This is a genomic window from Streptomyces sp. NPDC048415 (assembly GCF_040651675.1).
Taxonomy (GTDB): Bacteria; Actinomycetota; Actinomycetes; order Streptomycetales; family Streptomycetaceae; genus Streptomyces.
Genome location: NZ_JBEZKJ010000002.1, coordinates 26,526 through 50,688, shown reverse-complemented (window position 1 = coordinate 50,688; position 24,163 = coordinate 26,526). Strand labels below are relative to the sequence as shown.

Here is a 24,163-nt window from a genome sequence, read left to right as displayed (position 1 = left end):
CACGGCGGTCACGGCGGTCATGGCCCTCGCGGCGGTCATCGCGGTCATGGCGCCTCCAACAGGTCCCCGGTCCCCGGCAGGGGCCGACGCGGATCGTCATAAAAGAGGGCAATTCCATCGGCCCAGTAGGTCTCCAGTTGGCCCGCGCGCAGCCCGGCCCGCAGGGCGTGCACCAGCTCGGGAAGCCGGTCCGCGCTGCCCGCGCTCGCCACGGTGTCGCCCGCCCGCCGGTGGAACTCGCCGCACACCGCGTCGGCTTGACCCCGCCAGCGCCGCCACAGCGCTACGCCGTAGCCGCCGTGCACGATCCGCGCCAGCGCCACCGGGTCGTCCTCGAAGCGGCGGTCGCCGTAGCGGCAGAGCACCGGGACCGTCCTGTGCGGCAGCCCGCGCAGCGACTCCATGGGCGGCACGGGTATCCGCAACCCTTCGTCACAATCCAGGACTTCGGCCTCGGGTGCGTGGTCGTGGATCCACTGCCAGCGGGCCACGCGTTCCAGATACTCCTCCTCGGCCGAGAGCTGCTCCGTCTCGAACGGCTGGAACTCATCGCCGTAGGACAGCTGTTCGCGATCCGCGCAGCGTACGAAGACGGGGCGCTGCACGCCGAGCGGGGGCTCGTCCGCGGCCAACTGCCAGGCGTCCACGGGCAGTCCGAGCAGCGGGTGGAGGAGCGCCACCTGGAGTGCGGCGGGCCGTCCCGGTTCGTCGCAGCGGCGGAAGGCCTCCGTGAGGGGAGCGGCGAGGGGTCCTGGCAGCTCGGCCAGGGGTGTGCGCTCGGCCTCGTGAAGGCGTTCGACCTCGCCATCGGGTCGCACCACACAGATCCGCCAATCACAGCGGTCCGGCTCCCAGCCCCGCTGCACGAGTTCGATCAACGCGGACGGGCCGCGTACGGGGCCGCCGGTGGGCGCCTTCGGCCGCACCGGCGTCGCTGTGTTCACTGTGTTCGCCGGGTTCGCCGTGTTCGCCGCCAAGTCCGGGAGCTGTGCCGCGAATTGTCCGGTTCCGGACGACGTGGCCGGTGCGGTCGACGGGGCGGCGGGTACTCCCCGCGCACCCGGGGACGCGGCCGGTGTGGGGCCGGGGCCGCCATCGCGTCGGTCGTCGTCCGGCGGTGGTACACCAGGCTCCTGCCGTCGCCGGAGCAGATCGGTCCACCGCTGCGCGAGGCTGCCCCGGTCCGGGAAGTTGAGGCCCCGTGCCGCCTTCCACACCCACTCCCACAGGGCCTGCTCCGCCTCCCGCGTGCCGGGCGTGCCGAAGGGGCGCTCGGCGGACAGGACGCACATCAGGTAGTCGAGGACGAGTTCCAGCGCGCCGCCCTGACGTGAACTCTCGTACAGCGCCCCAAGACCATCGCGCCAGCCGCGCGGCGCGGGGTGCGGAATCGCGGCCTGGCTGCCCAGCAGGGGCTCCAGGATGCCGAGCAGGGCGCGCGTGCTCACCGGAGGCGGCAGGTCCGCGAGCCTGCCGAGCAACTCAGTCCGCCCCTCGGCGCTGAGGGCGCGGCCCGGCCGCGCGCCGAGCTGGTTCTGCACGTCGGCCCAGGTGCTGCGGTCCGTGTCGGGGTGGCGCTGCCGGTCCCGGTGGTAGCGGTCGTGGGCATGGAAGACGGCCTGGTAACCGTCGTCGTGCTCGGCCCGCATCCCACCCGCCGGCACCGGCAGGGACCGTAGCTGTTCCACCCCCGTGCAGGTCCCGCCGAGGCCCCGGTCCGCCTGCGACTTCAGGACGCCGACGACCTCTCCGCGTACGGGGTCCACGACCGGGCCGCCCGAGACGCCGGGCGGCAGCACGTCACCGCCGAGCCGGATCTGCTCGTCCGCGGACCAGCCGCCGAGGGTGCCCTGAACCTTGCACGTCCCGATCAGCCGGCGCAGCTCGCCGCCGACCACGGACCAGCCGGAATAGACGACGACCGCCTCTTCGTAGTACGCCGCCGGGCGCTCGGTGACATAGGCGCAGTCGTGGTCCACGGGCTCGCGCAGCCGCACGAGCGCGAGGTCGGGAGCCGGCCAGTTGCCCCGTACGGGGAATTCGGTCCGCTCCGGAAGAGCCGTCTCCACCTCGGCCGCGACAGCGGACGTACCGCGGCCCGGCCCCGTCTCATAGACCACGGTCACCTCGCCCCCCTCCCCGCTCCGTGCCACGTGCGCGCAGGTCAGAACCCAGTTCGGAGCGATGAAGAAGCCACTCCCGAGGAACGTGCCGGGCCCGTCCAGGGCATACCCGGAGCGCGCGCGATGGATGCGCACGGTGGCGGCCATGACGAGATCACGCAGCGCACGGTGAGTGTTCCCGGGACCGCCCGGTGCGCCCGGGGCGTGCCCGTCCGTCATGTTCCGCCCCCGACGGAGGCGTCATCGGACCCGCCGTGCGCCGGAGCGCCGGGGGACGCGCCCGCGTGCGGGCCGGCCGCCGGGTCCGGCTGCGCGTTTCCCTGGGCTGGGCGACCGCTCGGTGAACCGCTGTTCCCCTCGGGGTGGTCGAGGTCCGGCGGGCCCCCGTTCCAGGTGAGCGTTACCGTGATGCCGGCCTTGGCCTCGCCGTCCGCGAGGAGGCCGACCACCTTGCCGGCCTTCGCGGTCAGTTCGATCCCGAACTCGACGCTGACCTCGTCGGGCCGTACGGCGCGCAGGGGGGCGGCCAGCGAGCGCGCGACGCTGGTGATCACCGACTGCAGGCTCTCCACCTGCGCCTCGACCCGGTCGCCGAACCGGGTGTCGGTGAACGACAGCTCGCCGGACGGCTCCTCCAGCTCCTCGGCCCCCGAGATCCTGGCCCACACCGGTGTCCCGTCCGGCATCTCGATTCGTGCGATCCGGGTCACTGCGTCACCCATGGCATCCCCCGTTCCCCCACGCCCCCGTGGTACCGCCGACCTCGCAGGCTAGCCGCAGGGGGACGCCCACGACAGAGGACCTCCGTGCGCCGTGCGCCCCACCTATCCTTTTCCCAGCGTTCCACTTCACTTTCACCGACGGAGCACCATCCATGTACTTCACCGACCGTGGCATCGAGGAACTTGAGAAACGGCGCGGCGAGGAAGAGATCACCTTCGAGTGGCTCGCCGAGCAACTGCGTACGTTCGTCGACCTCAACCCGGACTTCGAGGTGCCGGTGGAGCGGCTGGCGACGTGGCTGGCACGACTGGACGACGAGGACGAGGAGGAGTAGCGCAGGTTCGGGTCTTGGCGGAGTGGCGCACGCTTCGGGTCCCGGAGGAGTGGCGCACGCTTCGGGTCTCGGAGGAGTAGCGCACGTCCCGGGCTCTCGAAGGAGTACCGCACCCTTCGGATCTCGGGGAGTAGCGCACGCCTCGGGTCTCGGAGGAGTAGCGCACGCCTCGGATCTCGGAGGAGTACCGCACCCTTCGAATCTTCGAGGAGAAGCGGCACGCCTCGGGTCTTCGTGCGGCGGCCCTCAGTCGAAGGCGCGCAGGTGCTCGTAGGCCAGGCCGAGGGCGCCGTGGATCGTCAGGAGTGCGCCGGCGACGATCCAGCCGCCGCTGCGGCGCCGTACGCCCCAGGCGGTGAGCGGGAGGCCGGCGGCCAGCTCGGCCGCGGCCAGGACACGGGCCCTCGGACCGCGCAGCCAGGACCCCAGGCCGCCGCTCTCCACGACGTCGAGTTCGGCGCGCACGGCGGCACGCCAGCCGGTCCACTCGATCTGCTCGGCACCGGGCTGGACCCGGGCCACCTCCCGAAGCCGCCCAGCGGGTTCACCCGGGCTGAGCCCGGCCGGAACCATCACTCCCGCGCGCGTGAGGACGGCGAGCAGCCCCCGCACGCGCGCGCGTGCGTCCACCGCTCCGGGGTCGGGCCTCGTCAGCCGCTCCAGGGACTGCATGTCGTGCACCGGGTCGAGGCCGAGCCGGGCGGCGAAGGTGCGCATCGCCTCGTCCTCGCCGACCGGTGTGCCGTTCGCCAGCCATTCATAGCCAACGGTGCGGCGGAAACCGGAGGCGAGGGTGAAGCCACTGCGATCGGCGTCCCACCACAGGGCGAGTACGGACCAGGGGGCGCTCACCGCGAGGGCTGTGGCCCAGCCGGCGACCACGCGGTCGACGGGCTCCGCGCCGTGCTGCCAGGGCTTGCCCTCGGGAACCAGCACGCTCCACTCGGGCCCGGCAGCGGTGAGCAGCATCCGCTCGCGCAGCAGCTGGGCGGCGGGACCGACGGACTCGGGATGCGCCCGGCACAGGAGCAGGGCGCCGGGCGCCGTGACCGAGGGCTCGCCGGACGCAGTCGACATGGTCACACTTTAGGGCGATTTGCTCGATTTGCTCCGCACATGGTCCCCAGAACGGGTGTCTTGACTTTCCGTATCCGCGATATATCGTGAATACGGAAGACGCGATATGGCGCGTCGAGTGCGGGCTCGGCTGCGGGTCCGTTCCGGTCGAGGAGGTCTGCACCATGTCCGAGTGGTCCGTCGCAGAGCCGAAGAAGCTCTCCTTCGACGACCCCGTGACGGCGCTGCACGTACGCGTCGTCAACGGAACAGTGAACGTCGTGGGCACCGACGAGAGTTCCGCCCGCCTGGAGGTGTCCGAGCTGGAGGGCCCGCCGATCCAGGTGACCCAGAAGGACGGCACGCTCACGGTGGCGTACGAGGACCTTCCCTGGAAGGGCTTCCTCAAGTGGCTCGACCGCAAGGGCTGGCGCCGCGCCGTGGTGGTGTCGCTGGCCGTCCCCACCGGCACGCGGGTCGAGGTGGGCGTGGTCGGCGCCGCCGCCGTGGTCTCCGGGGTGGACGGCCGGGTGGAGGTCAAGGGTGTCACCGGCGACACGACACTCGTGCGCGTCGCGGGCCCCGTCCGCGTGGACACGGTGTCGGGGAACCTGGAGGCCCAGGCCGTCACCGGCGACCTCCGGTTCCACTCCGTCTCCGGCGACCTCACCGTGGTGGAGGGCTCAGGCTCCTCCGTGCGGGCCGACTCGGTGAGCGGCTCGATGATCGTGGACCTGGACGCCACGGGCATCCCCACCGACGTCCAGCTGACGAACGTATCGGGGGAGATCGCCATCCGTCTCCCGCATCCGGCGGACGCCGAGGTCGAGGCGAACACCGCGAGCGGCAGCGTCTCCAGCGCCTTCGAGGACCTCCGGGTCAGCGGCCAGTGGGGCGCCAAGAAGATCACCGGCCGACTGGGCGCGGGCAACGGCAAGCTGAAGGCGATGACCGCCTCCGGCTCCATCGCCCTGCTGCGCAGGCCGCCGACGGAGGACGAGCCGTACGACGACGCATCGCGCCCCCAGAAGACCGGCCCGACCGACGCGGCTCCGCCCACCGAACCGACTGCCGGACCGACCGACGGACCGACCGACGGAGCCCCGGCCGACGGCCCGACCGCCAACGGCCCGACCGCCAAGAAGGTGCTCTGACATGCCTCCCGTCTTCGCCCACGGCCGCCTGCGCCTCTACCTCCTCAAACTGCTGGACGAGGCGCCGCGCCACGGTTACGAGGTGATCCGGCTCCTGGAGGAGCGCTTCCAGGGCCTGTACGCACCCTCGGCGGGCACCGTCTACCCCCGGCTGGCGAAGCTGGAGGCCGAGGGACTCGTCACGCACACCACCGAGGGCGGCCGCAAGGTGTACGCGATCACGGACGCGGGCCGCGCCGAACTCGCCGACCGCAGCGGCGAGCTGGCCGATCTGGAGCTGGAGATCCGCGAGTCGATGGCGGAGCTCGCGGCCGAGATCCGCGCCGATGTACGGGGCGCGGCCGGCGATCTGCGCCGCGAGATGCGAGAGGCGGCCACGGAGGCCCGGCGGGGCTCCAAGGGCGCCGCCGGGGCGAAGGAACACGACGCCGCGTCGGGCGAGTTCGGGGACTTCGGCGACTATCGCGACAGGGAGTCGTGGCGGGCGGCGAAGGAGGAGATGCGGCGCGTCAGGCAGGAGTGGAAGGAACAGGCCCGCCGCGCGAAGGACGAGAGCCGCCGCGCCCGCGATGAGGCCCAGCGTGCCCGTCGCCAGGCCAAGGAGGCCCAGGAAAGGGCCCGCGCCCAGGCCCAGGAGGAGATGCAGCGCATGGCCAAGCGGGTCCAGGACCAGGTCCAGGACCACTTCGCGCGGGGCGACTGGCCCACGGGCGTACGCGAGGGGCTGACCGAACTGGCCAAGGAGTTCGGTGACTTCGGCAAGGACTTCGGCAAGGACTTCGGTTTCGGCCGTACGCCGTCCGGAGCGTCCACGGAGCCGGAGTACACGGCCACCCCCGAGGACTTCCCCGCCGCCTATGAACCCTCCTGGGCCCACGAGGACTCCACCGGCGACCCCGCCCGCGACCTCGACCGCCTCCTGGACCGCTTCCGCGACGACATCCGCGACGCGGCCCGCGACCACGGCGTGACGGAGGCCCAACTACGGGAGGCCCGCCGCCACTTGTCGACGGCGGCGGCACACATCGGAGCGGCCCTGCGAGGTTCCAGCCCGTCCGGCGTGTGAGGTCGAGCCCTTCGGGCGAACGGGGGGTCTGGGGGGCGGAGCCTCCAGACACGGGAAGGGCAGGGGCGGAGGGGGCGAAACCCACCACCGCACCCCCACCCGTCCGCACCCGTGACCCACGCACCCCCACCGGTCCGCACCCGAGGCCCACGCACCCCCACCCGTCCACACCCGCAGCCCACGCACCCCCACCCGTCCACACCCGCAGCCCACGCACCCCCACCCGTCCGCACCCGCGGCCCACGCACCCCGCCGGTCCGCACCCGCTCGCCCACACACCCCCACCCGTCCGCACCCGCAGCCCACGCACCCCCATCCACCCACACCCGCACTCCCGCCCCTCCCCCTCACCTCACCCCGCCTTGGCCGCGCCACCCCCATCTCCGTACAGCACCCGCGTCACCGCCTCATACGTCACCCCGTGATCGGCGAGCACCTCCGCGAGCGCTCCGGGCCGCACGGTGAGCGCCATGAGCAGATGCTCGTCACCGATGAACCGGTCCCGGCGAGCGAGAGCGATCCGCAGGGACTGCGTCAGCACATCCTTGGCCCCTTGCGCGAAGGGCCGCCGCCGGGCCCGCCGAGTGCCCCCATCCCTCTTTCCCGACTCCAACGCCCCTTCCCCATGCGCCTCCTCGACCCGCGAGACGATCTCCGACAAGTCGATACCCAGCCCGGAGAGGGCGTCCGCGTCGGCGCGCGAAAGCCCACCGCGGCGGCGGGCCTGAGCGAGGTCGCGCTCCACCGAGTCCCGCCGACCGGCGAGACCGAGCGAAGTAAGGGCGAAGGAGCCCCGGCTGCCCTCCCGGTCGAGGAGGGCCAGCAACATGTGCTCCTCCTCCACGGTCTCGGCTCCCGCCCGCTCGGAGTGCAGCACCGCCCCCTCGACGACGGCACGCGCATCCTTCGTGAACCGCTCGAACATCACTGCCTCCCGTACTTCTTGTGCACGGCCTGCCTGGTCACTCCGAGTTCCGCGGCGATCTCCTGCCACGACCAGCCCTGATTGCGCGCACTGCGCACCTGCACCGCTTCCAACTGCTCCAGCAGCCTCCGCAGCGCGGAGACGGCCCGCAGTCCGACGCGCGGATCGCGATCACCCGCGCGCTCGGCGAGATCCGTTGCTTCGGTCATGATGTCAACCTACATTGACACGCGATGGGTGTCAACCATGGTTGACATAAGGGAACGGCCGGCCCGGAAATCCGGACCGGCCGTAAGGCAGATGAAGCCGCGAGAGGCGGCAGAACCCGTCAGGTGGTGGTGAGCACGATCTTGCCGAACTGATCGCCGGCCTCCAGCCGTTCGAACCCCTCGCGGGCCCGGTCGAGCGGAAGCACCTCGTCGATGACGGGCCGCACACCGGTGGCGGCGCAGAAGGACAGCAGATCCTCCAGCTCGTCCTTGGTGCCCATCGTGGAGCCGACGACCTTGAGTTCGAGGAAGAAGATTCGGGTCAGCTCGGCGTGGGACGGCCGGTCGCCGCTGGTGGCACCCGAGATGACCAGCGTGCCGCCGGGCCGCAGGGACTTGACCGAGTGCGACCAGGTCGCGGCCCCGACCGTCTCGATGACGGCGTCCACGCGCTGCGGCAGCCGCGCCCCGGACTCGAGCGCCTCGACGGCGCCCAGCTCGAGAGCACGCTTGCGCTTGGCCTCGTCGCGGCTGGTGGCGAACACCCGCAACCCCGCGGCCTTCCCCAGCACGATCGCGGCGGTGGCGACGCCCCCACCCGCGCCCTGCACGAGGACGGAGTCACCGGGCCGGACCCCGGCGTTGGTGAAGAGCATGCGGTACGCCGTCAGCCAGGCCGTCGGCAGACAGGCGGCCTCCTCGAACGACAGCTCCTTGGGCTTCGGGAGGATGTTCCACGTCGGGACGGAGACCTGCTCGGCGAAGGTGCCCTGGTAGCGCTCCGTGAGGATGGACCGGGGCTCCTTGGGGCCAACTCCGTGGCCTGTCTGGCCGATGACGGAGTGCAGTACGACCTCGTTGCCGTCCTCGTCGATTCCGGCGGCGTCGCAGCCGAGGATCATCGGCAGCTTGTCCTCGGCCAGGCCGACTCCGCGCAGGGACCACAGGTCGTGATGGTTGAGCGAGGCGGCCCGTACGTTCACGGTCGTCCAGCCCGGCCTCTCCTCGGGGGCCGGACGCTCCCCCAACTCCAGGCCATTCAGCGGCTGGTCACGGTCGATTCGGGCAGCATAAGCAGCGAACATGACCTTGACCATAGGCTCCGCCCCGGCCCGGGGGAACCACGTCCCCGTGTGACACGCGTCCCTGAGTCCCAGCCCGTCCGGCGTTTGAGGACGAGCGCGTCAGCGCGACACGGGGGCCTGGGGGCAGAGCCCCCAGATACGGGACGGGCAGGGGCGGAGGGGGCGAAAACCACCCACCTGGCCCCCCACCTGGCCCCCCACCCGGCCCACCCGCCAGCAAAAAAATTGGCCCCGCCGACAACCCGGCGGGGCCAAGAACGCGCGCCGCGTCAGCGGCGAGCAACCCCCTCGGCCCGAGCAGCCGCAGCCACCGCCGCGGTCACCGCAGGAGCCACCCGCTCGTCGAACGGCGAGGGAATCACATAGTCCGCGGCAAGATCGTCCCCGACGACCCCGGCCAACGCGTCGGCGGCCGCGATCTTCATGCCCTCCGTGATCCGAGAGGCCCGCACCTGCAGCGCCCCCGCGAAGATCCCCGGGAACGCCAGCACGTTGTTGATCTGGTTCGGGAAGTCCGACCGCCCGGTAGCGACCACGGCCGCGTACTTGTGGGCGACATCGGGGTGCACCTCAGGATTCGGGTTGGCCATCGCGAAGACGAAAGCGCCCTCGGCCATCGACGCCACCGCCGGCTCCGGCACCGTACCGCCGGAGACACCGATGAAGACGTCGGCACCCGCGAGCGCCGATTCCAGCGACCCGGAGATCCCCGCCTTGTTGGTGATCTCCGCCAGCTCACGCTTGACGTCCGTCAGGTCGTCCCGGTCCCTGGACACGATGCCCTTGCGGTCCGCGACGGCGACATCCCCGAGCCCGGCCTCGAGCAGGAACTTGGCGATGGCGACCCCGGCCGCACCGGCACCGGAGATCACCGCGCGCAGGTCGCCCAGCGACCGCCCGGTCAGCTTCGCGGCGTTCCTGAGGGCCGCGAGCGTCACCACCGCGGTCCCGTGCTGGTCGTCGTGGAAGACGGGAATGTCCAGCCGCTCCTGGAGCTTCCGCTCGATCTCGAAGCACCGGGGTGCCGAGATGTCCTCCAGATTGACGCCGCCGAAGGACGGCGCGAGCCGGGCCACCGTCTCGACGATCTCGTCGACGCCGGTGCAGTCGAGCGCGATCGGCACGGCATCGACCCCGCCGAACTGCTTGAACAGAATCGCCTTGCCCTCCATGACCGGGAGGGAGGCCTCGGGACCGATGTCCCCGAGTCCCAGCACAGCCGTACCGTCGGTCACCACCGCGACGACGGACGACTTCCACGTGTAGTCATGGACGAGCTCCGGCTGCTCGGCGATCGCGCTGCACACCTTCGCGACGCCGGGCGTGTACGCCAGGGACAGGTCGTCCTTGTCACGGACGGGCACGGTGGCCTGCACGGCCATCTTGCCGCCGCGGTGCAGCGCGAATGCCGGGTCGAAGGAATCGAGGGGCTCCGCCCCGCCTTCCTGATCCGTAGTGCTGTCGCTGCGAGGATTGACGATCTCCGCTGCCACTTTGTTTTACCCCTTAAGTCTTCATTGATTGAGGGTGACCACTCCTGGTTGAGGGGTGGGCGGGCACCGCACAAGCCCTGCCGCCGTGGTTGCGTACGGGCGTCTGCGCGACGGGCGCGCCGCACACGCGCCCTGAGCCCCGGATGAGGGGTGTAAAGAACCTTCTTACCCGACAGACGGTGCCGAGGACGAGTCCATAACGCGAAGGTCACACACCGGTGACATGACTTACTGCGCAAACCATTGACAAGTCCGGATTCGGAGGGATCTCACCGTGAGCGCGAAGTAGCGGCCGCCCGGATCGTGAGATGCACCGAAGATCTTCCGGCCGGAAGGAGGGATTCCCGCACAAGGTGCGGCCTAGGTGTACCGGCCGGTAGCGGATCGGGGGTCGCCCGTTATCCGATTTTGACATAGCTGGCCCCCTGAATGGCGCAGTCCGAATGGCAAGATGCCGTCATCACACGAGGTCGCGACACCCGATGGTGTGTGTTCTCGTCGACCCATCGGCAACTCCCTCATCCGCCGGAGGAACCCAACATGACCGCAAGCACCACCCGTCGTACGACCGCCACGCGCTCCCGGACAGCAGCGGTCGGCGCGATCGCGGTCGCAGGTGCCCTGGTACTCGCCGGCTGCGGCGACCAGACCAACGGCGGCGGTGGCTCCAGCGAGACCGCCAAGGCCAACAACGCTCCCCTCTTCTCCAAGCTGCCGAAGAAGATCCAGGACGCGGGCGTCATCAAGGTAGGCACGAACGCCGAGTACGCCCCCATGGAGTCGACCGAGGGCGGCAAGATCGTCGGCGTCGACCCGGACCTGGCCGACGCGCTGAGCAAGCAGCTCGGCGTGAAGTTCCAGTTCACCTCCGGCTCCTTCGACGGCCTGATCACCGCCGTCAACTCCGGCCGCTACGACATCGCCATGTCGTCCATCACGGACAACAAGCAGCGTCAGCAGGGCCTGAACGACAAGGGCCAGAAGCTCGGCGAGGGCGTCGACTTCGTGGACTACTTCGTCGCCGGTACGGCCATCTACGTGAAGAAGGGCAACCCGGAGGGCATCAAGGGCATCGAGGACCTGTGCGGCAAGACGGCCGCCGTCCAGCGGGGCACCACGTACGAGAAGGCCCTCCAGGACCAGTCCAAGAAGTGCAAGGACGCGGGCAAAAAAACCATCAACATCGAGTCCTTCGACAACGACACCGAGGCCCAGACCCGGGTGAAGTCCGGCGGCGCGGTGGCCGGTATCAACGACTACCCGGTGGCGGTCGACCTGGCCCGCAAGGCCGACGGCGGCAACACCTTCGAGGTGATCAACAAGCAGTACGACGCCGGCCCGTTCGGCATCGTCCTGAACAAGAAGAACACCCAGCTGCGTGACGCGCTGAAGGAGGCCGTCGACGCGATCATCAAGGACGGCTCGTACAAGAAGGTCCTGGACAAGTGGGGCGCGCAGTCCGGCGCGATCGACAAGTCCGCCATCAACGGCGGCAAGTGAGCCGGACGCACCACTGAAGGGCAGTCACGTGACTGACAATCTCGACAAGTCCCCCGTGGACACCCCACCCCCGGGGCACTCGGTCTCCAAGACCTCGGCTTCGGGGTTCGACCCTGAGGCCATCAAGGCGATCCCCGTCCGGCACTACGGCCGGTGGATCAGCGCCGTCATCGTCGTCGCGCTCCTCGCCGCGCTCGCCTACGCCTTCTCGCAGGGCAACATCCAGTGGCACACGGTCGGCGACCAGCTCTTCGTCTCCAGTGTCGTCAAGGGCGCGGGCCGTACGCTGATGATCAGCGTGCTGTCCATGATCATGGGCGTGGTGCTGGGCGTCCTGCTCGCCGTGATGCGGCTCTCGAAGAACCCGGTGACCAGCACCGTCGCCTGGCTGTACATCTGGTTCTTCCGCGGCACCCCGGTCTACGTCCAGCTGCTGCTCTGGTTCAACCTGGCGCTGATCTTCCCCATCCTCAACCTCGGTCCGATCTACAAGAACGAGATGACGGACGTCATGACCCCGTTCATGTCCGCCCTCCTCGGGCTGGGCCTGAACGAGGCCGCGTACATGGCGGAGATCTGCCGGGCCGGTCTGCTGGCCGTCGACGAGGGCCAGACGGAGGCCGCGCACGCACTGGGCATGAGCCACGCCAAGACGCTGCGCCGGATCGTGATCCCGCAGGCGATGCGCGTGATCGTGCCGCCGACGGGCAACGAGTTCATCAACATGCTGAAGACCTCGTCGCTGGTGTACGCGGTCACGTACAACGAGCTGCTGCGCTCGACGTCGGCGATCGGCTCCACCTCGTACGCGGTGATGGAGATGCTCTTCGTGGCCTCCATCTGGTATCTGGCGATGACCAGCGTGTTCAGCGTCTTCCAGTACTACCTGGAGCGGTACTACGCACGCGGTTCGAGCCGCAGCCTGCCGCCGACCGTGTTCCAGAAGATCAGGGCGAACCTGCTCGCCAAGGGCAGCCCGAGGGGAGCTGTGTGATGACCGCCATGGTGAAGGCCGAGGGCGTCCACAAGTCCTTCGGCCCGGTCGAAGTCCTCAAGGGCATCGACCTGGAAGTGAACTCCGGCGAGGTCTTCTGCCTCATCGGCCCGTCCGGCTCCGGAAAGTCGACCTTCCTCAGGTGCATCAACCACCTGGAGAAGATCAATGCCGGCCGCCTGTCCGTCGATGGTGACCTGGTCGGCTATCGCCAGAAGGGCGACAAGCTGTACGAGCTCAAGGACAGCGAGGTGGCACGGAAGCGCCGGGACATCGGCATGGTCTTCCAGCGCTTCAACCTGTTCCCGCACATGACGGCGCTCGAGAACGTCATGGAGGCGCCGATCCAGGTCAAGGGCACGAGCAAGGCCCAGGCCCGGGAACGCGCGGGCCAGCTGCTGGAGCGCGTGGGCCTCGCCGACAAGGCGAAGAACTACCCCTCGCAGCTGTCCGGCGGCCAGCAGCAGCGCGTGGCCATCGCCCGCGCGCTGGCGATGGATCCGAAGCTGATGCTCTTCGACGAGCCGACCTCGGCGCTCGACCCGGAGCTGGTCGGTGACGTCCTCGACGTCATGCGCGACCTCGCCGAGTCCGGCATGACGATGATCGTCGTCACCCACGAGATGGGCTTCGCCCGCGAGGTGGGCGACTCGCTGGTCTTCATGGACGGCGGTGTGGTGGTCGAGTCCGGCCACCCGCGTGACGTCCTGACGGATCCGCAGCACGAGCGCACGAAGTCGTTCCTCTCCAAGGTGCTCTGAGAGTTTCACGACGGCCGGATGCCGCCCGCCCGGAAAGGGGCGGGCGGCATCCGTCGTTCCGGATCACCTCAGGCCTGCCGATCGATGCCGTGGTACGTCGGCTGGACGGCCTTCTCTCCGGGTCCGCCAGGCGGACAGCCGGCCACTGCCGGGCACCTACTCGTTGGTGTGGTCCCGCATCGGGGGCGACATGTTGCCGATGTTCGGCGTCTCACCCTTCCTGCGCGGCGGGGAGTCCCGCAGGACGCGGAAGAGGCGGTACGGATTTCCGTACCGCCCCCGAAGTCACGTACAGACGCGCTTACTTGACCGCAAGCATCAGCGTGTCCGAGGGCGAACGCCACACCGCCCGCGCCTCACCGAAGCCCCTCTCGCGCAGGACGCGCGCGTGCCAGGCGGCGGACGGCATGTCGCCGTCGGCGTGCTCGCCGTAGATCTCGAAGCGGCGGGCGGTGGGCGCGGCGAGGACCGGGTCCTGGGCGGCGAGCTCCCACCATTCGGCCCAGTCGAGGACACCGTCCTTCTTGGCCTGATCCATACGGGTGTGCCGCTGGGCGCGCTCGGCCGCGTTGATCCTGGGCGTCGACTCGTCGATCATGTGGTCCGCGTTCATGAAGACACCGCCGTCGCGGACGAGTTCCGCGACCTGACCGTAGAGGGTCGCGAGAGGTTCGCTGTGCAGCCAGTGCAGGGCCGTGGCGGTCAGGACGGCGTCGTACGAGTCGTACGGCAGCAGCGCGGGCCAGTGCGGGTCCTTCAGGTCGGCCGTGACGAAGGAGACCCGCTCGTCGCCCTCGAAGGTGCCCTCGGCGATGGCGAGCAGCGCGGGGTCGAGGTCGACGCCGGTGCTGGTGGCCTTCGGGAAGCGGGTGAGCAGCCGGTCCGTGATGGTGCCGGTGCCGCAGGCCAGGTCGAGAACGCGCGGCTCGGGTCCGACCAGCGCCTCGACCATGTCGAGCATGACCTCGAAGCGGTCCTCGCGGTCCGGCATGTACCACTCCTGCTGCCGATCCCAGCTCTTCTGCCAGGCGCGCCAGTCGGTTGCGGTGCTGATGGCCATGGAAGCCCCTTCTTCGCTCGACCAAGTAATACCCTGGAAGCACGATCATCTGTTACCTGACCGCAGCCATGACGATAGAGCGCCTCCGTAAGGACTACAAGTGGAACTGGCCTATTACTCGGATTACGCCGTCCGTCTCGTCAACAGCGAGGAGCCGGCCCGGGCCAAGGACTCGCTGACCTCGGTCGAGGCCGTCCGCGACCTCTTCGGGAGCAACTCCTCGGCGGCCCGCCGCGCCGCGGACGCGGACGTCACCCGCTTGCGCTCCGTCCGGGCCCGGCTGCGCGCGGTCTTCGAGGCGGCGGACGGCGGCGACGAGACGCTCGCGGTGGACCTGCTGAACTCACTCCTGCTGGAGTTCCCGGTCAGCCCGCAGATCTTCGGTCACGACTACCGGGACGACGACGGCCGCCCCCTGTGGCACATGCATCTGGCGGACCACCCGTCGAACGCGACGGCGGGCTACGCGGCGATCGCCGCGATGGGCCTGGCGTTCCACCTGACGGAGTACGGGGTGGACCGCCTGGGCCTGTGCGAGGCGGCCCCCTGCCGCAACGCCTACCTGGACACCTCGACGAACCGCTCCCGCCGCTACTGCTCGGACCGCTGCGCGACCCGCGCCAACGTGGCGGCCTACCGCGCCCGCAAACGCCTGGAGGCGGACCGGTCGGAGAGTACGGGCCTGGCGGCGCCCAGCGCCCAGCACACCACTGCGAACAGCGACCGCTGATCGCCCTTCCGGGGCCGGTAGCGGAACCGCACCTTCCCGAGGACCAGCTCCTCGGGAACGGTTCCGTAGTCGGTGCTGTCCCCACCGGCGTACGCGTTGTCACCGAGCACCCACCAGCCCCCCTCCCGCCGCTCCGCGACCCGCTTGACGACCAACAGGTCCTGCTGGAAGGGATGCCGCAGCACGACGACGTCACCGGGGCCGACCCGCGCCCCCCACTGCACGACGAGCCGATCCCCGTGCTGGAACGTGGGCACCATGGACGGCCCCGTCACCTCTGCCGCCCCAAACGGCAAGAGGGCCCTCCCACGCTCGGTCTCCTGCGACAGCTCCGGCATCACCGGCACCTCCCCGGTCCTATCCTCCACCAGTCCCAGTTTCACCCTGGACTTTTGTCCTAAGCCCATGGGGGCACTCGCGAAAACCCGTCTCCTACGGAGTAATGTCCCACCTGAGAAGACGATCACGAGGAAGGACAGCTCAATGCTCTCCCGCCTGTTTGCCCCCAAGGTCAAGGTCAGCGCGCACTGTGACCTGCCCTGCGGCGTGTACGACCCGGCCCAGGCCCGCATCGAGGCGGAGTCGGTGAAGGCCGTCCAGGAAAAGATGGCCGGCAACGACGACCCGCACTTCCAGGCCCGCGCCACCGTCATCAAGGAGCAGCGCGCCGAGCTCGCGAAGCACCACGTCTCGGTGCTCTGGAGCGACTACTTCAAGCCCCCGCACTTCGAGAAGTACCCGGAGCTGCACCAGCTGGTCAACGACACCCTGAAGGCCCTCTCGGCCGCCAAGGCGTCCACCGACCCGGCGACGGGCCAGAAGGCGCTGGACTACATCGCCCAGATCGACAAGATTTTCTGGGAGACGAAGAAGGCCTGACCCGGCCTTCGTTCGCCCCGACCGGCGAGCGGTGCACCCTCGCGGGTCAGCGAACGTCTGGAAGGGGCTCGACCGGTTCTCCGGCCGGGCCCCTTCCGTGTTTCCGGCGCCGACGGCTTTCTCGTCGAAGTGACGTGCTGGAAACGGCGTCGGCGAAAGGGAACCACCTCGCCGTCGCCGCTGTGGTGGACGCCCAGAAGCGTGAGCTGGCGCCGGTCCGCACACAGTCCGCAAGACACCCGCTCAAGACCGTCGCGGGGAGTTCAGCACGTAGAGCGACCGAGTACGCCAAGCGCCGTGTACGGCACGAACTCCAGGCGTACCGAGTCGGTGCGCGGGATGATCAGGGCCACGCCCGTCTGCGGCGTCCAGGTCTGCGGCAGCAGCACGTACTGGTTGGCGGACTGGATGACGAGGACGAGCCCTTCGTAACGGTAGGGGTACGCCGATTTGGCCCCGTGGCAGTGCAGTTCACGCACGCCGGCGGCCTCTATACCGAGGCTGCGTTCACTGCGCACCACGGCGGTGGTGGACGTAGGGAATGTCGACACCAGATGCTGAGCACGGCCCCGGCCTACGGCCGCGGCGTAGTCGCTCGCGGCCCAGATCAGGCTCAGACCGACGAGCACGAAGACGACGGCCCACTCAGCCAAGGCAGCCCACTCCTGACGAACTGGCTCAGGTGGCCGGGGCGTTGAGGGAACAGGCGGTTCCTCAGGCTGATCAGGTGGAGTGGGCGGATCAGATGTGTCGTCAGAGGTACCCCTGGGGTGGGAGACATCATCCTCCGGCGGCAGGGAACGGCGCAGTTGCAGGGTGTACGCGAGCAGGACGACGCCGATGGCGAGGCACAGGGGCGCCGCCGCCAGGTGGCCGCGCAGAAAGAAGCGGTCGTCGAGGACACTCCAGAATCCCGCCAGCGCGAGCAGGAATCCAACGCCGCCCAGTGCGGGTACCAGGGTGCGGAGCATGTGGGGGCGGGCACCCGCGGCGAGGCGGGCGCGCAGCAAGTCGTGCCCCCAGAAGGCGGCGAGCCCGGCGGCGGCCGTCACGACCATGGGCACGAACAGGGAGTCCACGCTGATGACCAGGTAGTCGGTGGTGCCGAGGCCCAGCATCGTGGCGTCGACACCGAAGTAGGCATAGAACCAATAGGCCTGGTTGAGGCCGAAGTAGTAGAGCAAGCCGGTGACGAAGCTGGTCGGCGCGACAACCGCACCGAATAGCGCACCGAACCGCCGTATGCCGGGCAACGGTTCGGCTCTTCGCGGCTCCGACGCACCGTCCGCCGCTCCCTCGTCCCCCGCGCCGGTCACGACGGCGTTGCCGGCGAGGAGACGCCCTGGTCGGTCCCTCCACCCGAGCCGGAGCCGGCGTCCTGACCGGCGTCCTGGCCGCCCGCGTCCTGACCGGCGTCCTGACCGGCGTCGACCCCGCCCTGGGTGGTCGCTCCGCCGGAGTCGTCGGTGGGCGCAGGGCAGGGCGCCTTCACGTTGATGTAGATGGTGTCGTGCCGGTAGTACGGGTTCCGGCTGGCCACTGCTTCGATGTATCCACAGTCCTGTCCGAAGTCGTACGACACAGGCCTCCGTACGAGCGTGACGCAGAGCGTGCCGCCGCACTGGGGCTTGAAATAGTCCTCCAGTTCACTCCAGTTGGTGGGGCCGTCCTCGTCGTCACCCAGGTACCGACCGGCGAATTCCAGGTGGATGTCGGGCACTGTCATGGGCGAGCCCTTCGCGGCCGGACCGCTCCCGCCTTTGCCACCTCCCGAGCCCGCCCCGCCGACCGCACTCCCTCCACCGCCCGTTGTCGCCCCGCCGGTCGTCCCTCCACCGCCCGTGGTCGCCCCGCCGGTCGTCCCTCCACCGCCGGAGGAGAGTCCTACTCCGCCTGAGCCCAAACCCGAACTGTCCCCTCCACTGTCGCCCCCGCTGTTGCAGGCCAGAAGTGGGCTGCACAGGAGAAGCACAACGCTCCAACGCGACACTCGCCACCACATCGCCATTTCTCCCCCGTGGCCTCGAAAAAGTGGCCGTATCGGGAGAATGGCACTAGATCTGGTCGTCGTCGATCCCCCGTAGGGCGACGCCCTCGAAGGGCTCCGGAACCGTCCCCGCCTGCGGCCCGGGCCGCGGGACCTCGAGGTCCGGCGGACGGCGGTCGTGCTGTTCACCGCGAACCTCTTGCTCAACGGAGGTTCTCGTTAAGGGAGTCGCCAGCAGCGGGCCCGCCTCGTCGACCGGCGTGACCACACGCGTGTAGTGGCAGGCCGCGCGGCCGAGGTCCGGCGACCTCCCGGTCGCGAGTGGACACCCGCGAGAGGAAGGTCAGCCCGGTCATCCGAGTAGGTCAGCGAGCGCCGTTCCACGGTGTTCGGGGGCGGTGAGCATCCGCTGTCAGTGGCCCGTGCCATCCTGGTGCAGTGACTGTGGAGGACCTGATCCGGCTGCGCCGGGCCCGCGACCGGATGGACCGTGAGTACGCGGAGCCGCTGGAGATGACCGCGCTCGCGCGCACCGCGCTGATGTCGCCGGGGCACTTCCAGCGGAGCTTCCGGGCGGCGTACGGCGAGACGCCGTACACCTACCTCATGACGCGCAGGATCGAGCGCGCCAAGGCCCTGCTGCGGCGCGGCGACATGACGGTCACGGAGGTGTGCTTCGCGGTGGGCTGCACCTCGCTCGGCTCCTTCAGCTCCCGCTTCACGGAACTGGTCGGCGAAACCCCCAGCGCGTACCGCGCCCGCCCGCACGAGCACGGCGCCCCCATCCCGTCCTGTGTGACCCGCCGGCTGACCCGCCCGGCCCGTCACCCGAACCCAGAGGCGGAACCGGGCTCCCGCCTCTAGTGCCCGCGGGCCCCAGCGTGGGGGAGGGCGTGCCAGACCCCAGGTCTGCGGCATGACCGCCGGACAGGCCCTAGCGTGAGGACATGGACCTGAAACTCTCGCAGTGCTTCATCGCCGTGGACGACCACGACAAGGCGCTCGCGTTCTACCGGAACGTGCTGGGGCTGGAGGTGCGCAACGACGTCGGCTTCGAGGGGATGCGCTGGGTGACCGTCGGCTCACCGCTCCAGCCGGACGTGGAGATCGTCCTGGAGCCTCCTGGCGCGAATCCGGACGCCTCTCCCGCGGACAAGCAGGTCATGGCCGAGCTGCTGGCCAAGGGCATCCTGCGCGGCGTGATCTTCTCGACGGCGGACTGCGACGCCCTTTTCGAACGCGCCCGCGCCTCCGGTGCCGAAGTCCTCCAGGAACCCATGGACCAGCCCTGGGGCCTGCGCGACTGCGCCTTCCGCGACCCGGCGGGCAACCTCCTCCGCTTCACCGAACGCACCGATTCCTGAGGAGAGCCCCATGCCGTCCGCGCGGCCCCGCGTCCTTTACGTCAGCGACCTGACCTATCCGGCCAAGGGGCGCCGGTACGGCGACGAGGACGACTTCCTCACCTCACGGCTGCGTGACGAGTTCGACGTCGCCGTGTGCCATCCGCTCGACGCGGCGAGCCTGATGGACGGCTTCGACGTGGTGGTCGTACGCAACAGCGGGCCTGTGCTCAACTACCAGGCGCAGTACGACGCGTTCCGCGAGCGGGCGATCACCCGCGGTGTGCGGGTGTACAACGAACTGTCGGGCAAGGGGGACATGTCGGGGAAGGGCTATCTGCTGGAGCTGACCGCCGCCGGGTATCCGGTCATCCCCACGGTGGACCGCGCGCAGGACCTGGGGCGGCTCCCGGAAGCCGACGCGTACGTGGTCAAGCCGAAACTCGGCGCGGACTCGATCGGCCTGGAGTTCGTGTCGCGCGAACGGCTCTCCGAGATGGCGTACGGCGATGTCCTCGTCCAGCCGCGCATCGACTTCCGCTACGAGGTGTCCTTCTACTTCGTCGACCGGACCCTCCAGTACGCCCTGTACGCGCCGCAACCGGACCGTCGATGGGCCCTTGAGCCGTACGAACCGACCGACGCGGACCGGGAGTTCGCGCAGCGCTTCGTCGACTGGAACGACATCGCGTACGGCATCCAGCGCGTCGACGCCTGCCGGGCCCCCGGCGGTGAACTGCTCCTCGTCGAGCTGGAAGACCTCAACCCGTACCTCTCCCTGGACGTCCTGTCCCCCGACGCGCGAGACGCCTTCGTCGCGAGCATGAAATCCTCGTTGCGCAAGCTGATCGACCGGGAGCGCCCATGACTACTGAACCGATCCGGTGGACCTACGTCTTCGTCGACCGGCCCATGAAGGCATTCGGCCCGTCCTGTGACTTCTGGACCGCCGTCACCGGAACGAAACTGTCCGAACCGCGGGGCGACCAGGGCGAGTTCGTGACCCTGCTGCCCGACGGCGCCGACGCCTGTGTGAAGGCGCAGGGTGTCGGGGCGGGCGACGGCGGCGCACATCTCGACCTCGCCGTCGAGGACGTACGGGGGCTGGTGGACTCGGCGCTGCGGCTGGGTGCCGAGGTCGTCGCCGACCACGAGGAGTGGGCCGTACTGCGTTCCCCGGGCGGGCAGTCGTTCTGCGCGGTGCCGTGGCACGGGGAGTCGGTCCGCCCGCCGGTGGCCGAAGCACCGGACGGCGGCGCGAGCAGCCGTCTCGACCAGGTGTGCATCGACCTGGCGCCGTCCGCGTACGACACCGAGATCGCCTTCTGGAGCACACTCACCGGATGGGACTCCCGCCCCGGCGCGCTCCCGGAATTTCACCTGGTCAGGCCGCCCGCCGCGCTGCCGGTCCGTATCCTTCTGCAACGCCTCGACAGCGACCGGCCCACCTCCGCCCACCTCGACATCGCCTGCTCGGACATCGAGGCGATCCGCACCCACCACGAACAGCTGGGCGCCACGCTCGTCACCCACGGCACCCGCTGGTCCGTCATGCGGGACCCGGCGGGCGGCACCTACTGCCTGACGGCCCGCGACCCCGAGACGGGCAGCCTTCCCGGTTAGACCCTCAGCCCTCACTCCCGGAGTCCCACGCTTCCACGTCCACGACGGCGTCCACCGGAATCGGCCCGTAGACGTGCGGGAACTCCTCACCCCCGGGCTTCATCGCCTCGTACCGCACCGGCGCACCGAGCCGTGCGGCGTCGATGACGAGGACCACGAGTTCGTCGGGGCCGGCGTAGGCGCCGTACAGGAAGGCGGCCACTCCCGGGAGTTGGTGGCGCAGGGAGCAGTGGATGAAGCCCTCCTCCTGGAGGGTGCGGCCGCGGGTGGACAGCTCGTAGGCGCCGGACACGCGGGCCGCGTCCCACAGGGAGCGCTCGGTGATGTGCAGCAGGGGTTCGGGCATGCGGAACACGCTACGGCCTCAGGCGCGCGGCCCGCGCCTGCAGACAGCGCTGGCCGGGGAGGCAGAGGGTGTCGGCGGCCGCCGACTCGTACCTGACCCGCGCCGCCACCGGGTCACCCGCGCGTTCGAGGAGGTGCCCGCGGACCGCCTGAAGACGGTGTCCGGTGGACCCGTCCGCCAGGGCGTCGAATTCGGCGAGCTCCGCCGACGGCCCTGGACCATCGCGACCGCCACCGCGCGGTTGAGGCGTTCGACGGGACCGGGGGCCTGGCGGACCAGGACATCGTGCTTCGACCTCGGTGCTCATAGCGCTCAGACGTCCCCGGCACCGTCCAGGAGGGGCCGGATCACCACCCAACTCCGTCAGTTCCTTTCCGTGGCTGGTTTCTTTTCCGTGGCTGGTTCCTCCGGACGCTCGCGGGGCCCGCCGTCCGCCTCGTCGGCGTACGCCTCGCACTTCGGGTTCCGGCAGGGTCCTGGCCCCCACACGGGCACCCACGCGCCCAGGGTCTTGTGTCGCCGCACGACCGTGGCGACCGGCTGCCCACAGACGGGACATACATGCTCATCGGTGCCCATGTCTTCAGGGTAGGGCGGCAGCGGATTCGGCGCTTCCCGTCGTCCGTCCTCGGGCTAGGCCTCCCGGCGGGGCCGCGGCTCGCGCCACATGGGCCACATCTGCGGGCCGTCCGGCAGGTCGAGGGGGTGGCCGAGGGGGTCGTAGCCGAGACGCTCGTACAGTTTGCGGCTGCGGGCGCTGCTCGCCTCCAGATACGCGGGCAGGCCCTCGCGGTCGCAGCGGTCGTGGACCGACTGGAGGAGCGCGGTACCGAGCCCCTCGCCCTGGCGCTCGGGCGCCACCGCGATCATCCACAGATACTCGTGGGCGCGGCCCGAGGGATGGATGTCCGCCGTCAGCCGGCCGATCAGCTCGACGCGTTCGTTCCCCGGATCGACGGCCTCACGCAGCTGCACGGGACCGTCCTCGTCGGCGTGCTCGCCCGCGGGAACGGACAGCCACAGGGCGCACGCCGCGCCGTCCTCTGCCAGGTCGACACGCCCGTCGGCGAGCACCACATCGACAAAGGCGGCCATCAGCTTGTGATGCGTCGCCCGCCGGTGCGCCGCGTCCGGAAAGACCCAGCCACTCACCGGATCATCCTGAAACGCCCGATCCAGCAGCCGCACGACCTGCTCCCTCTCCCCCACGCCCGCCGCCCGGATGACCACACCCATGTCCCACCCCTTCGCCGCCCCATCAACTGACGTTGATCGTACGGTTTTCCACCCGTCCGGCGTCCGGGATCTTTCAGCCGGTCCGGGTTTGAGAACGAGCCGTCGCAGCCACGCCGGGGGCAGATTTCAGCCCGTCCGGGTTTGAGAACGAGCCGTCGCAGCCACGCCGGGGGCAGATTTCAGCCCGTCCGGGTTTGAGGACGAGCGCGAAGCGCGATACGGGGGTCTGGGGGCGGAGCCCCCGGGTACGGCGCCCCGCCGAAACGAAGGGGCGAGCCCCGCGCACCGTGGGGATGCGCGGGACCCGCCCGACCGGAGCCCGGCGCCGCACGGGGGTCAGGTCCCGTACGGCCCCACCGACCCCGGGGCCTACCACCGCGAAACAGCCACGCTCACTCGCTGCGCCGCGTAACGAACTCCGCCAGCGCCAGCAGCCCGCCCGCCGCCTCGGGATCGGGAACCGCCCGGGACAGCTCGTGCATCGCCCGGGCCATCCGGTCGGCCGCCTGGACCTGCGCCCAGTCCCGGCCGCCCGCCCGCTCGACGGCCAGCACCGTGCGCTCCAACTCCCCTTCCTCGTACTGAGCGCCGTACAGCGCGGCGAGTTCCTTCGCCGCCGGAGTGCCGGAGGCGAGCGCGGCAACGACGGGCAGGGACTTCTTGCGGGCGATGAGGTCCGCGCCGGCCGGTTTGCCGGTGCGGCTCGGGTCCCCCCAGATACCGATCACGTCGTCGATCAGCTGGAAGGCGAGCCCGGCCTCCCGGCCGAAGGCGTCAAGGGCCTCGACGTCGTCATCCCCGGCCCCCGCGTACAGCGCCCCGAGCGCGCAGGCGCAGCCGAGCAGAGCGCCCGTCTTGGCCTCGGCCATGGCCAGGCACTCGTCGAGGGTGACCTCGTCGGGGCCCAGCTTCTCCATGGCCGTGTCCGTGTGCTGTCCCGCGCACAGTTCGACCACGCAGGACGCGAGCCTCGCCGCCGCCGCGGAGGACGCGGGGTGCGGGTCCTCGGCGAGGAGCCGCTGGGCCAGCGCCTGCAGGGCGTCCCCGGCGAGGATCGCGTCGGCGTCGCCGAACACGGTCCAGGCGGTGGGGCGGTGTCTGCGGGTGGTGTCCCGGTCCATGACGTCGTCGTGCAGCAGCGTGAAGTTGTGGATCAGCTCGACGGCGGCGGCCGCCCGTACGGCGGTCGCGTGCTGTCCGCCGAGCGCCCTGACCGCGGTCAGCACGAGCGCGGGCCGGATCGCCTTGCCCGCGCTGCCCGCCGCCGGGGTGCCGTCGGCGTGCTCCCAGCCGAAGTGGTAGAGCGCGATCCGGCGCATCGAGCCGGGCAGCGAGTCGATGGCACCGCGCAGCTCGGGGTCGACGAACGCCCGGGCGCGCTCCAGGATGCCCGCCGCTTCCTGCCCGTCGAGCGGGCTCGGCGGACCCTGCAGTTCCATGGGCCTCCCGATGGGGCTCCGCCTATCCCGGATGTCGGTAGGGCTCTGCTTGGTCTCCGTCGTCATGAACGCGTGTACCCCCTGGGTGTACCCGCCC

Annotated in this window: 27 protein-coding genes and 1 pseudogene; 12 read left to right on the top strand and 16 right to left on the bottom strand. The window is 70.3% G+C overall.

The window, feature by feature from the left end:
- Positions 1 to 44: 44 nt before the first annotated feature.
- Positions 45 to 2,342 carry a trypsin-like peptidase domain-containing protein gene (locus AB0D27_RS01835; RefSeq protein ID WP_362500972.1) on the bottom strand — a complete coding sequence of 766 codons (2,298 nt, stop codon included), beginning with the start codon at positions 2,340 to 2,342 and terminating at the stop codon, positions 45 to 47.
- Positions 2,339 to 2,845, bottom strand: coding sequence for a CU044_2847 family protein (locus AB0D27_RS01830; RefSeq protein WP_362500971.1), 507 nt, complete (start codon positions 2,843 to 2,845; stop codon positions 2,339 to 2,341). Before AB0D27_RS01830 ends, AB0D27_RS01835 begins: the two co-directional genes overlap by 4 nt.
- Positions 2,846 to 2,997: 152 nt before the next feature.
- Here AB0D27_RS01830 and AB0D27_RS01825 point away from each other — a divergent pair, with 152 nt between their 5' ends.
- Positions 2,998 to 3,180, top strand: a complete 183-nt coding sequence (locus tag AB0D27_RS01825) for a DUF6104 family protein (protein WP_362500970.1) — start codon at positions 2,998 to 3,000, stop codon at positions 3,178 to 3,180.
- A gap of 246 nt (positions 3,181 to 3,426) precedes the next feature.
- Here the strand turns inward: AB0D27_RS01825 and AB0D27_RS01820 are convergent, their stop codons facing one another.
- Positions 3,427 to 4,257 (bottom strand): hypothetical protein, encoded by an 831-nt coding sequence (locus AB0D27_RS01820; RefSeq protein WP_362500969.1) that lies wholly within the window; start codon positions 4,255 to 4,257, stop codon positions 3,427 to 3,429.
- A gap of 164 nt (positions 4,258 to 4,421) precedes the next feature.
- Between AB0D27_RS01820 and AB0D27_RS01815 the strand changes: the two genes are divergently transcribed.
- Positions 4,422 to 5,390, top strand: coding sequence for a DUF4097 family beta strand repeat-containing protein (locus tag AB0D27_RS01815; protein ID WP_362500968.1), 969 nt, complete (start codon positions 4,422 to 4,424; stop codon positions 5,388 to 5,390).
- 1 nt (position 5,391) lies between these two features.
- Positions 5,392 to 6,456: a helix-turn-helix transcriptional regulator gene (locus AB0D27_RS01810; RefSeq protein WP_362500967.1), complete on the top strand. Its 1,065-nt coding sequence runs from the start codon at positions 5,392 to 5,394 to the stop codon at positions 6,454 to 6,456.
- A 352-nt stretch (positions 6,457 to 6,808) separates the two neighbouring features.
- On the opposite strand, the gene AB0D27_RS01805 is transcribed toward AB0D27_RS01810, so the two are convergent.
- From AB0D27_RS01805 to AB0D27_RS01790, 4 genes are all read right to left on the bottom strand, one after another.
- A complete protein-coding gene (locus AB0D27_RS01805; RefSeq protein WP_362500966.1) occupies positions 6,809 to 7,381 on the bottom strand; it encodes a Clp protease N-terminal domain-containing protein in 573 nt (190 codons plus the stop codon).
- Complete coding sequence (locus AB0D27_RS01800) at positions 7,381 to 7,590, bottom strand: HTH domain-containing protein (RefSeq protein ID WP_081219377.1); 210 nt, start codon at positions 7,588 to 7,590, stop codon at positions 7,381 to 7,383. The genes AB0D27_RS01805 and AB0D27_RS01800 overlap by 1 nt, the downstream gene beginning before the upstream one ends.
- Positions 7,591 to 7,709: 119 nt before the next feature.
- The gene (locus AB0D27_RS01795) at positions 7,710 to 8,675 is read right to left on the bottom strand and encodes a zinc-binding dehydrogenase (RefSeq protein WP_362500965.1); all 966 of its coding nucleotides are present in this window, start codon (positions 8,673 to 8,675) and stop codon (positions 7,710 to 7,712) included.
- A 269-nt stretch (positions 8,676 to 8,944) separates the two neighbouring features.
- Positions 8,945 to 10,168 carry an NADP-dependent malic enzyme gene (locus AB0D27_RS01790; protein WP_362500964.1) on the bottom strand — a complete coding sequence of 408 codons (1,224 nt, stop codon included), beginning with the start codon at positions 10,166 to 10,168 and terminating at the stop codon, positions 8,945 to 8,947.
- Between the two features lie 540 nt (positions 10,169 to 10,708).
- Between AB0D27_RS01790 and AB0D27_RS01785 the strand changes: the two genes are divergently transcribed.
- Genes AB0D27_RS01785 through AB0D27_RS01775 form a run of 3 tightly spaced genes read left to right on the top strand, consistent with a single transcriptional unit; the run spans position 10,709 to position 13,423 of the window.
- Positions 10,709 to 11,668 (top strand): ABC transporter substrate-binding protein, encoded by a 960-nt coding sequence (locus AB0D27_RS01785; RefSeq protein ID WP_362500963.1) that lies wholly within the window; start codon positions 10,709 to 10,711, stop codon positions 11,666 to 11,668.
- A 28-nt stretch (positions 11,669 to 11,696) separates the two neighbouring features.
- The gene (locus AB0D27_RS01780) at positions 11,697 to 12,662 is read left to right on the top strand and encodes an amino acid ABC transporter permease (RefSeq protein WP_362500962.1); all 966 of its coding nucleotides are present in this window, start codon (positions 11,697 to 11,699) and stop codon (positions 12,660 to 12,662) included.
- Positions 12,662 to 13,423 carry an amino acid ABC transporter ATP-binding protein gene (locus tag AB0D27_RS01775; protein WP_362500961.1) on the top strand — a complete coding sequence of 254 codons (762 nt, stop codon included), beginning with the start codon at positions 12,662 to 12,664 and terminating at the stop codon, positions 13,421 to 13,423. Before AB0D27_RS01780 ends, AB0D27_RS01775 begins: the two co-directional genes overlap by 1 nt.
- Positions 13,424 to 13,724: 301 nt before the next feature.
- Here the strand turns inward: AB0D27_RS01775 and AB0D27_RS01770 are convergent, their stop codons facing one another.
- Positions 13,725 to 14,483, bottom strand: coding sequence for a class I SAM-dependent methyltransferase (locus AB0D27_RS01770; protein ID WP_362500960.1), 759 nt, complete (start codon positions 14,481 to 14,483; stop codon positions 13,725 to 13,727).
- A 100-nt stretch (positions 14,484 to 14,583) separates the two neighbouring features.
- Here AB0D27_RS01770 and AB0D27_RS01765 point away from each other — a divergent pair, with 100 nt between their 5' ends.
- Positions 14,584 to 15,213 (top strand): CGNR zinc finger domain-containing protein, encoded by a 630-nt coding sequence (locus tag AB0D27_RS01765; RefSeq protein WP_362500959.1) that lies wholly within the window; start codon positions 14,584 to 14,586, stop codon positions 15,211 to 15,213.
- Here the strand turns inward: AB0D27_RS01765 and sodX are convergent.
- On the bottom strand, positions 15,117 to 15,551 hold the full coding sequence (gene sodX, locus AB0D27_RS01760) for a nickel-type superoxide dismutase maturation protease (protein ID WP_362501397.1): 435 nt from the start codon (positions 15,549 to 15,551) through the stop codon (positions 15,117 to 15,119). The genes AB0D27_RS01765 and sodX overlap by 97 nt on opposite strands.
- Before the next feature lie 145 nt (positions 15,552 to 15,696).
- Between sodX and sodN the strand changes: the two genes are divergently transcribed.
- Positions 15,697 to 16,092, top strand: a complete 396-nt coding sequence (gene sodN / locus AB0D27_RS01755) for a superoxide dismutase, Ni (protein ID WP_004983535.1) — start codon at positions 15,697 to 15,699, stop codon at positions 16,090 to 16,092.
- 263 nt (positions 16,093 to 16,355) lie between these two features.
- Here sodN and AB0D27_RS01750 read toward each other — a convergent pair whose 3' ends face one another.
- Entirely contained in the window at positions 16,356 to 17,345 is a 990-nt protein-coding gene (locus tag AB0D27_RS01750) for a hypothetical protein (RefSeq protein ID WP_362500958.1), read from the bottom strand.
- Positions 17,346 to 17,404: 59 nt separating this feature from the next.
- Positions 17,405 to 17,818, bottom strand: a complete 414-nt coding sequence (locus AB0D27_RS01745; protein WP_362500957.1) for a hypothetical protein — start codon at positions 17,816 to 17,818, stop codon at positions 17,405 to 17,407.
- 699 nt (positions 17,819 to 18,517) lie between these two features.
- On the opposite strand from AB0D27_RS01745, the gene AB0D27_RS01740 reads away from it, so the two are divergent.
- The 4 genes from AB0D27_RS01740 to AB0D27_RS01725 all read left to right on the top strand — a co-directional run bounded on the left by AB0D27_RS01740 (position 18,518) and on the right by AB0D27_RS01725 (position 21,045).
- Positions 18,518 to 18,943, top strand: a complete 426-nt coding sequence (locus tag AB0D27_RS01740; protein ID WP_362500956.1) for a helix-turn-helix transcriptional regulator — start codon at positions 18,518 to 18,520, stop codon at positions 18,941 to 18,943.
- Between the two features lie 83 nt (positions 18,944 to 19,026).
- On the top strand, positions 19,027 to 19,443 hold the full coding sequence (locus AB0D27_RS01735; protein ID WP_362500955.1) for a VOC family protein: 417 nt from the start codon (positions 19,027 to 19,029) through the stop codon (positions 19,441 to 19,443).
- A 10-nt stretch (positions 19,444 to 19,453) separates the two neighbouring features.
- A complete protein-coding gene (locus AB0D27_RS01730; RefSeq protein WP_362500954.1) occupies positions 19,454 to 20,290 on the top strand; it encodes a hypothetical protein in 837 nt (278 codons plus the stop codon).
- Entirely contained in the window at positions 20,287 to 21,045 is a 759-nt protein-coding gene (locus AB0D27_RS01725) for a VOC family protein (protein WP_362500953.1), read from the top strand. Before AB0D27_RS01730 ends, AB0D27_RS01725 begins: the two co-directional genes overlap by 4 nt.
- A gap of 4 nt (positions 21,046 to 21,049) precedes the next feature.
- Here the strand turns inward: AB0D27_RS01725 and AB0D27_RS01720 are convergent, their stop codons facing one another.
- From AB0D27_RS01720 to AB0D27_RS01700, 5 genes and pseudogenes are all read right to left on the bottom strand, one after another.
- Positions 21,050 to 21,391: a DUF952 domain-containing protein gene (locus tag AB0D27_RS01720; RefSeq protein ID WP_362500952.1), complete on the bottom strand. Its 342-nt coding sequence runs from the start codon at positions 21,389 to 21,391 to the stop codon at positions 21,050 to 21,052.
- 10 nt (positions 21,392 to 21,401) lie between these two features.
- Positions 21,402 to 21,679, bottom strand: a pseudogene (locus AB0D27_RS01715) (RNA polymerase sigma factor); the annotation flags it as partial.
- A 75-nt stretch (positions 21,680 to 21,754) separates the two neighbouring features.
- The gene (locus AB0D27_RS01710) at positions 21,755 to 21,970 is read right to left on the bottom strand and encodes a hypothetical protein (protein WP_362500951.1); all 216 of its coding nucleotides are present in this window, start codon (positions 21,968 to 21,970) and stop codon (positions 21,755 to 21,757) included.
- 54 nt (positions 21,971 to 22,024) lie between these two features.
- Entirely contained in the window at positions 22,025 to 22,627 is a 603-nt protein-coding gene (locus AB0D27_RS01705; protein WP_362500950.1) for a GNAT family N-acetyltransferase, read from the bottom strand.
- 392 nt (positions 22,628 to 23,019) lie between these two features.
- A complete protein-coding gene (locus AB0D27_RS01700; protein ID WP_362500949.1) occupies positions 23,020 to 24,066 on the bottom strand; it encodes a family 2 encapsulin nanocompartment cargo protein polyprenyl transferase in 1,047 nt (348 codons plus the stop codon).
- Positions 24,067 to 24,163: the final 97 nt, after the last annotated feature.

Coding starts and splice junctions, on each gene's coding strand:
- AB0D27_RS01735 (WP_362500955.1), top strand. CDS start 19,027: ATGGACCTGAAACTCTCGCAGTGCTTCATCGCCGTGGACGACCACGAC.
- AB0D27_RS01705 (WP_362500950.1), bottom strand. CDS start 22,627: ATGGGTGTGGTCATCCGGGCGGCGGGCGTGGGGGAGAGGGAGCAGGTC.
- sodX (WP_362501397.1), bottom strand. CDS start 15,551: ATGCCGGAGCTGTCGCAGGAGACCGAGCGTGGGAGGGCCCTCTTGCCG.
- AB0D27_RS01805 (WP_362500966.1), bottom strand. CDS start 7,381: ATGTTCGAGCGGTTCACGAAGGATGCGCGTGCCGTCGTCGAGGGGGCG.
- AB0D27_RS01810 (WP_362500967.1), top strand. CDS start 5,392: ATGCCTCCCGTCTTCGCCCACGGCCGCCTGCGCCTCTACCTCCTCAAA.
- AB0D27_RS01730 (WP_362500954.1), top strand. CDS start 19,454: ATGCCGTCCGCGCGGCCCCGCGTCCTTTACGTCAGCGACCTGACCTAT.
- AB0D27_RS01820 (WP_362500969.1), bottom strand. CDS start 4,257: ATGTCGACTGCGTCCGGCGAGCCCTCGGTCACGGCGCCCGGCGCCCTG.
- AB0D27_RS01770 (WP_362500960.1), bottom strand. CDS start 14,483: ATGGCCATCAGCACCGCAACCGACTGGCGCGCCTGGCAGAAGAGCTGG.
- AB0D27_RS01815 (WP_362500968.1), top strand. CDS start 4,422: ATGTCCGAGTGGTCCGTCGCAGAGCCGAAGAAGCTCTCCTTCGACGAC.
- AB0D27_RS01830 (WP_362500971.1), bottom strand. CDS start 2,845: ATGGGTGACGCAGTGACCCGGATCGCACGAATCGAGATGCCGGACGGG.
- AB0D27_RS01710 (WP_362500951.1), bottom strand. CDS start 21,970: ATGGGCACCGATGAGCATGTATGTCCCGTCTGTGGGCAGCCGGTCGCC.
- AB0D27_RS01795 (WP_362500965.1), bottom strand. CDS start 8,675: ATGTTCGCTGCTTATGCTGCCCGAATCGACCGTGACCAGCCGCTGAAT.
- AB0D27_RS01745 (WP_362500957.1), bottom strand. CDS start 17,818: ATGACAGTGCCCGACATCCACCTGGAATTCGCCGGTCGGTACCTGGGT.
- AB0D27_RS01800 (WP_081219377.1), bottom strand. CDS start 7,590: ATGACCGAAGCAACGGATCTCGCCGAGCGCGCGGGTGATCGCGATCCG.
- AB0D27_RS01825 (WP_362500970.1), top strand. CDS start 2,998: ATGTACTTCACCGACCGTGGCATCGAGGAACTTGAGAAACGGCGCGGC.
- AB0D27_RS01775 (WP_362500961.1), top strand. CDS start 12,662: ATGACCGCCATGGTGAAGGCCGAGGGCGTCCACAAGTCCTTCGGCCCG.
- AB0D27_RS01720 (WP_362500952.1), bottom strand. CDS start 21,391: ATGCCCGAACCCCTGCTGCACATCACCGAGCGCTCCCTGTGGGACGCG.
- AB0D27_RS01725 (WP_362500953.1), top strand. CDS start 20,287: ATGACTACTGAACCGATCCGGTGGACCTACGTCTTCGTCGACCGGCCC.
- sodN (WP_004983535.1), top strand. CDS start 15,697: ATGCTCTCCCGCCTGTTTGCCCCCAAGGTCAAGGTCAGCGCGCACTGT.
- AB0D27_RS01835 (WP_362500972.1), bottom strand. CDS start 2,342: ATGACGGACGGGCACGCCCCGGGCGCACCGGGCGGTCCCGGGAACACT.
- AB0D27_RS01700 (WP_362500949.1), bottom strand. CDS start 24,066: ATGGAACTGCAGGGTCCGCCGAGCCCGCTCGACGGGCAGGAAGCGGCG.
- AB0D27_RS01785 (WP_362500963.1), top strand. CDS start 10,709: ATGACCGCAAGCACCACCCGTCGTACGACCGCCACGCGCTCCCGGACA.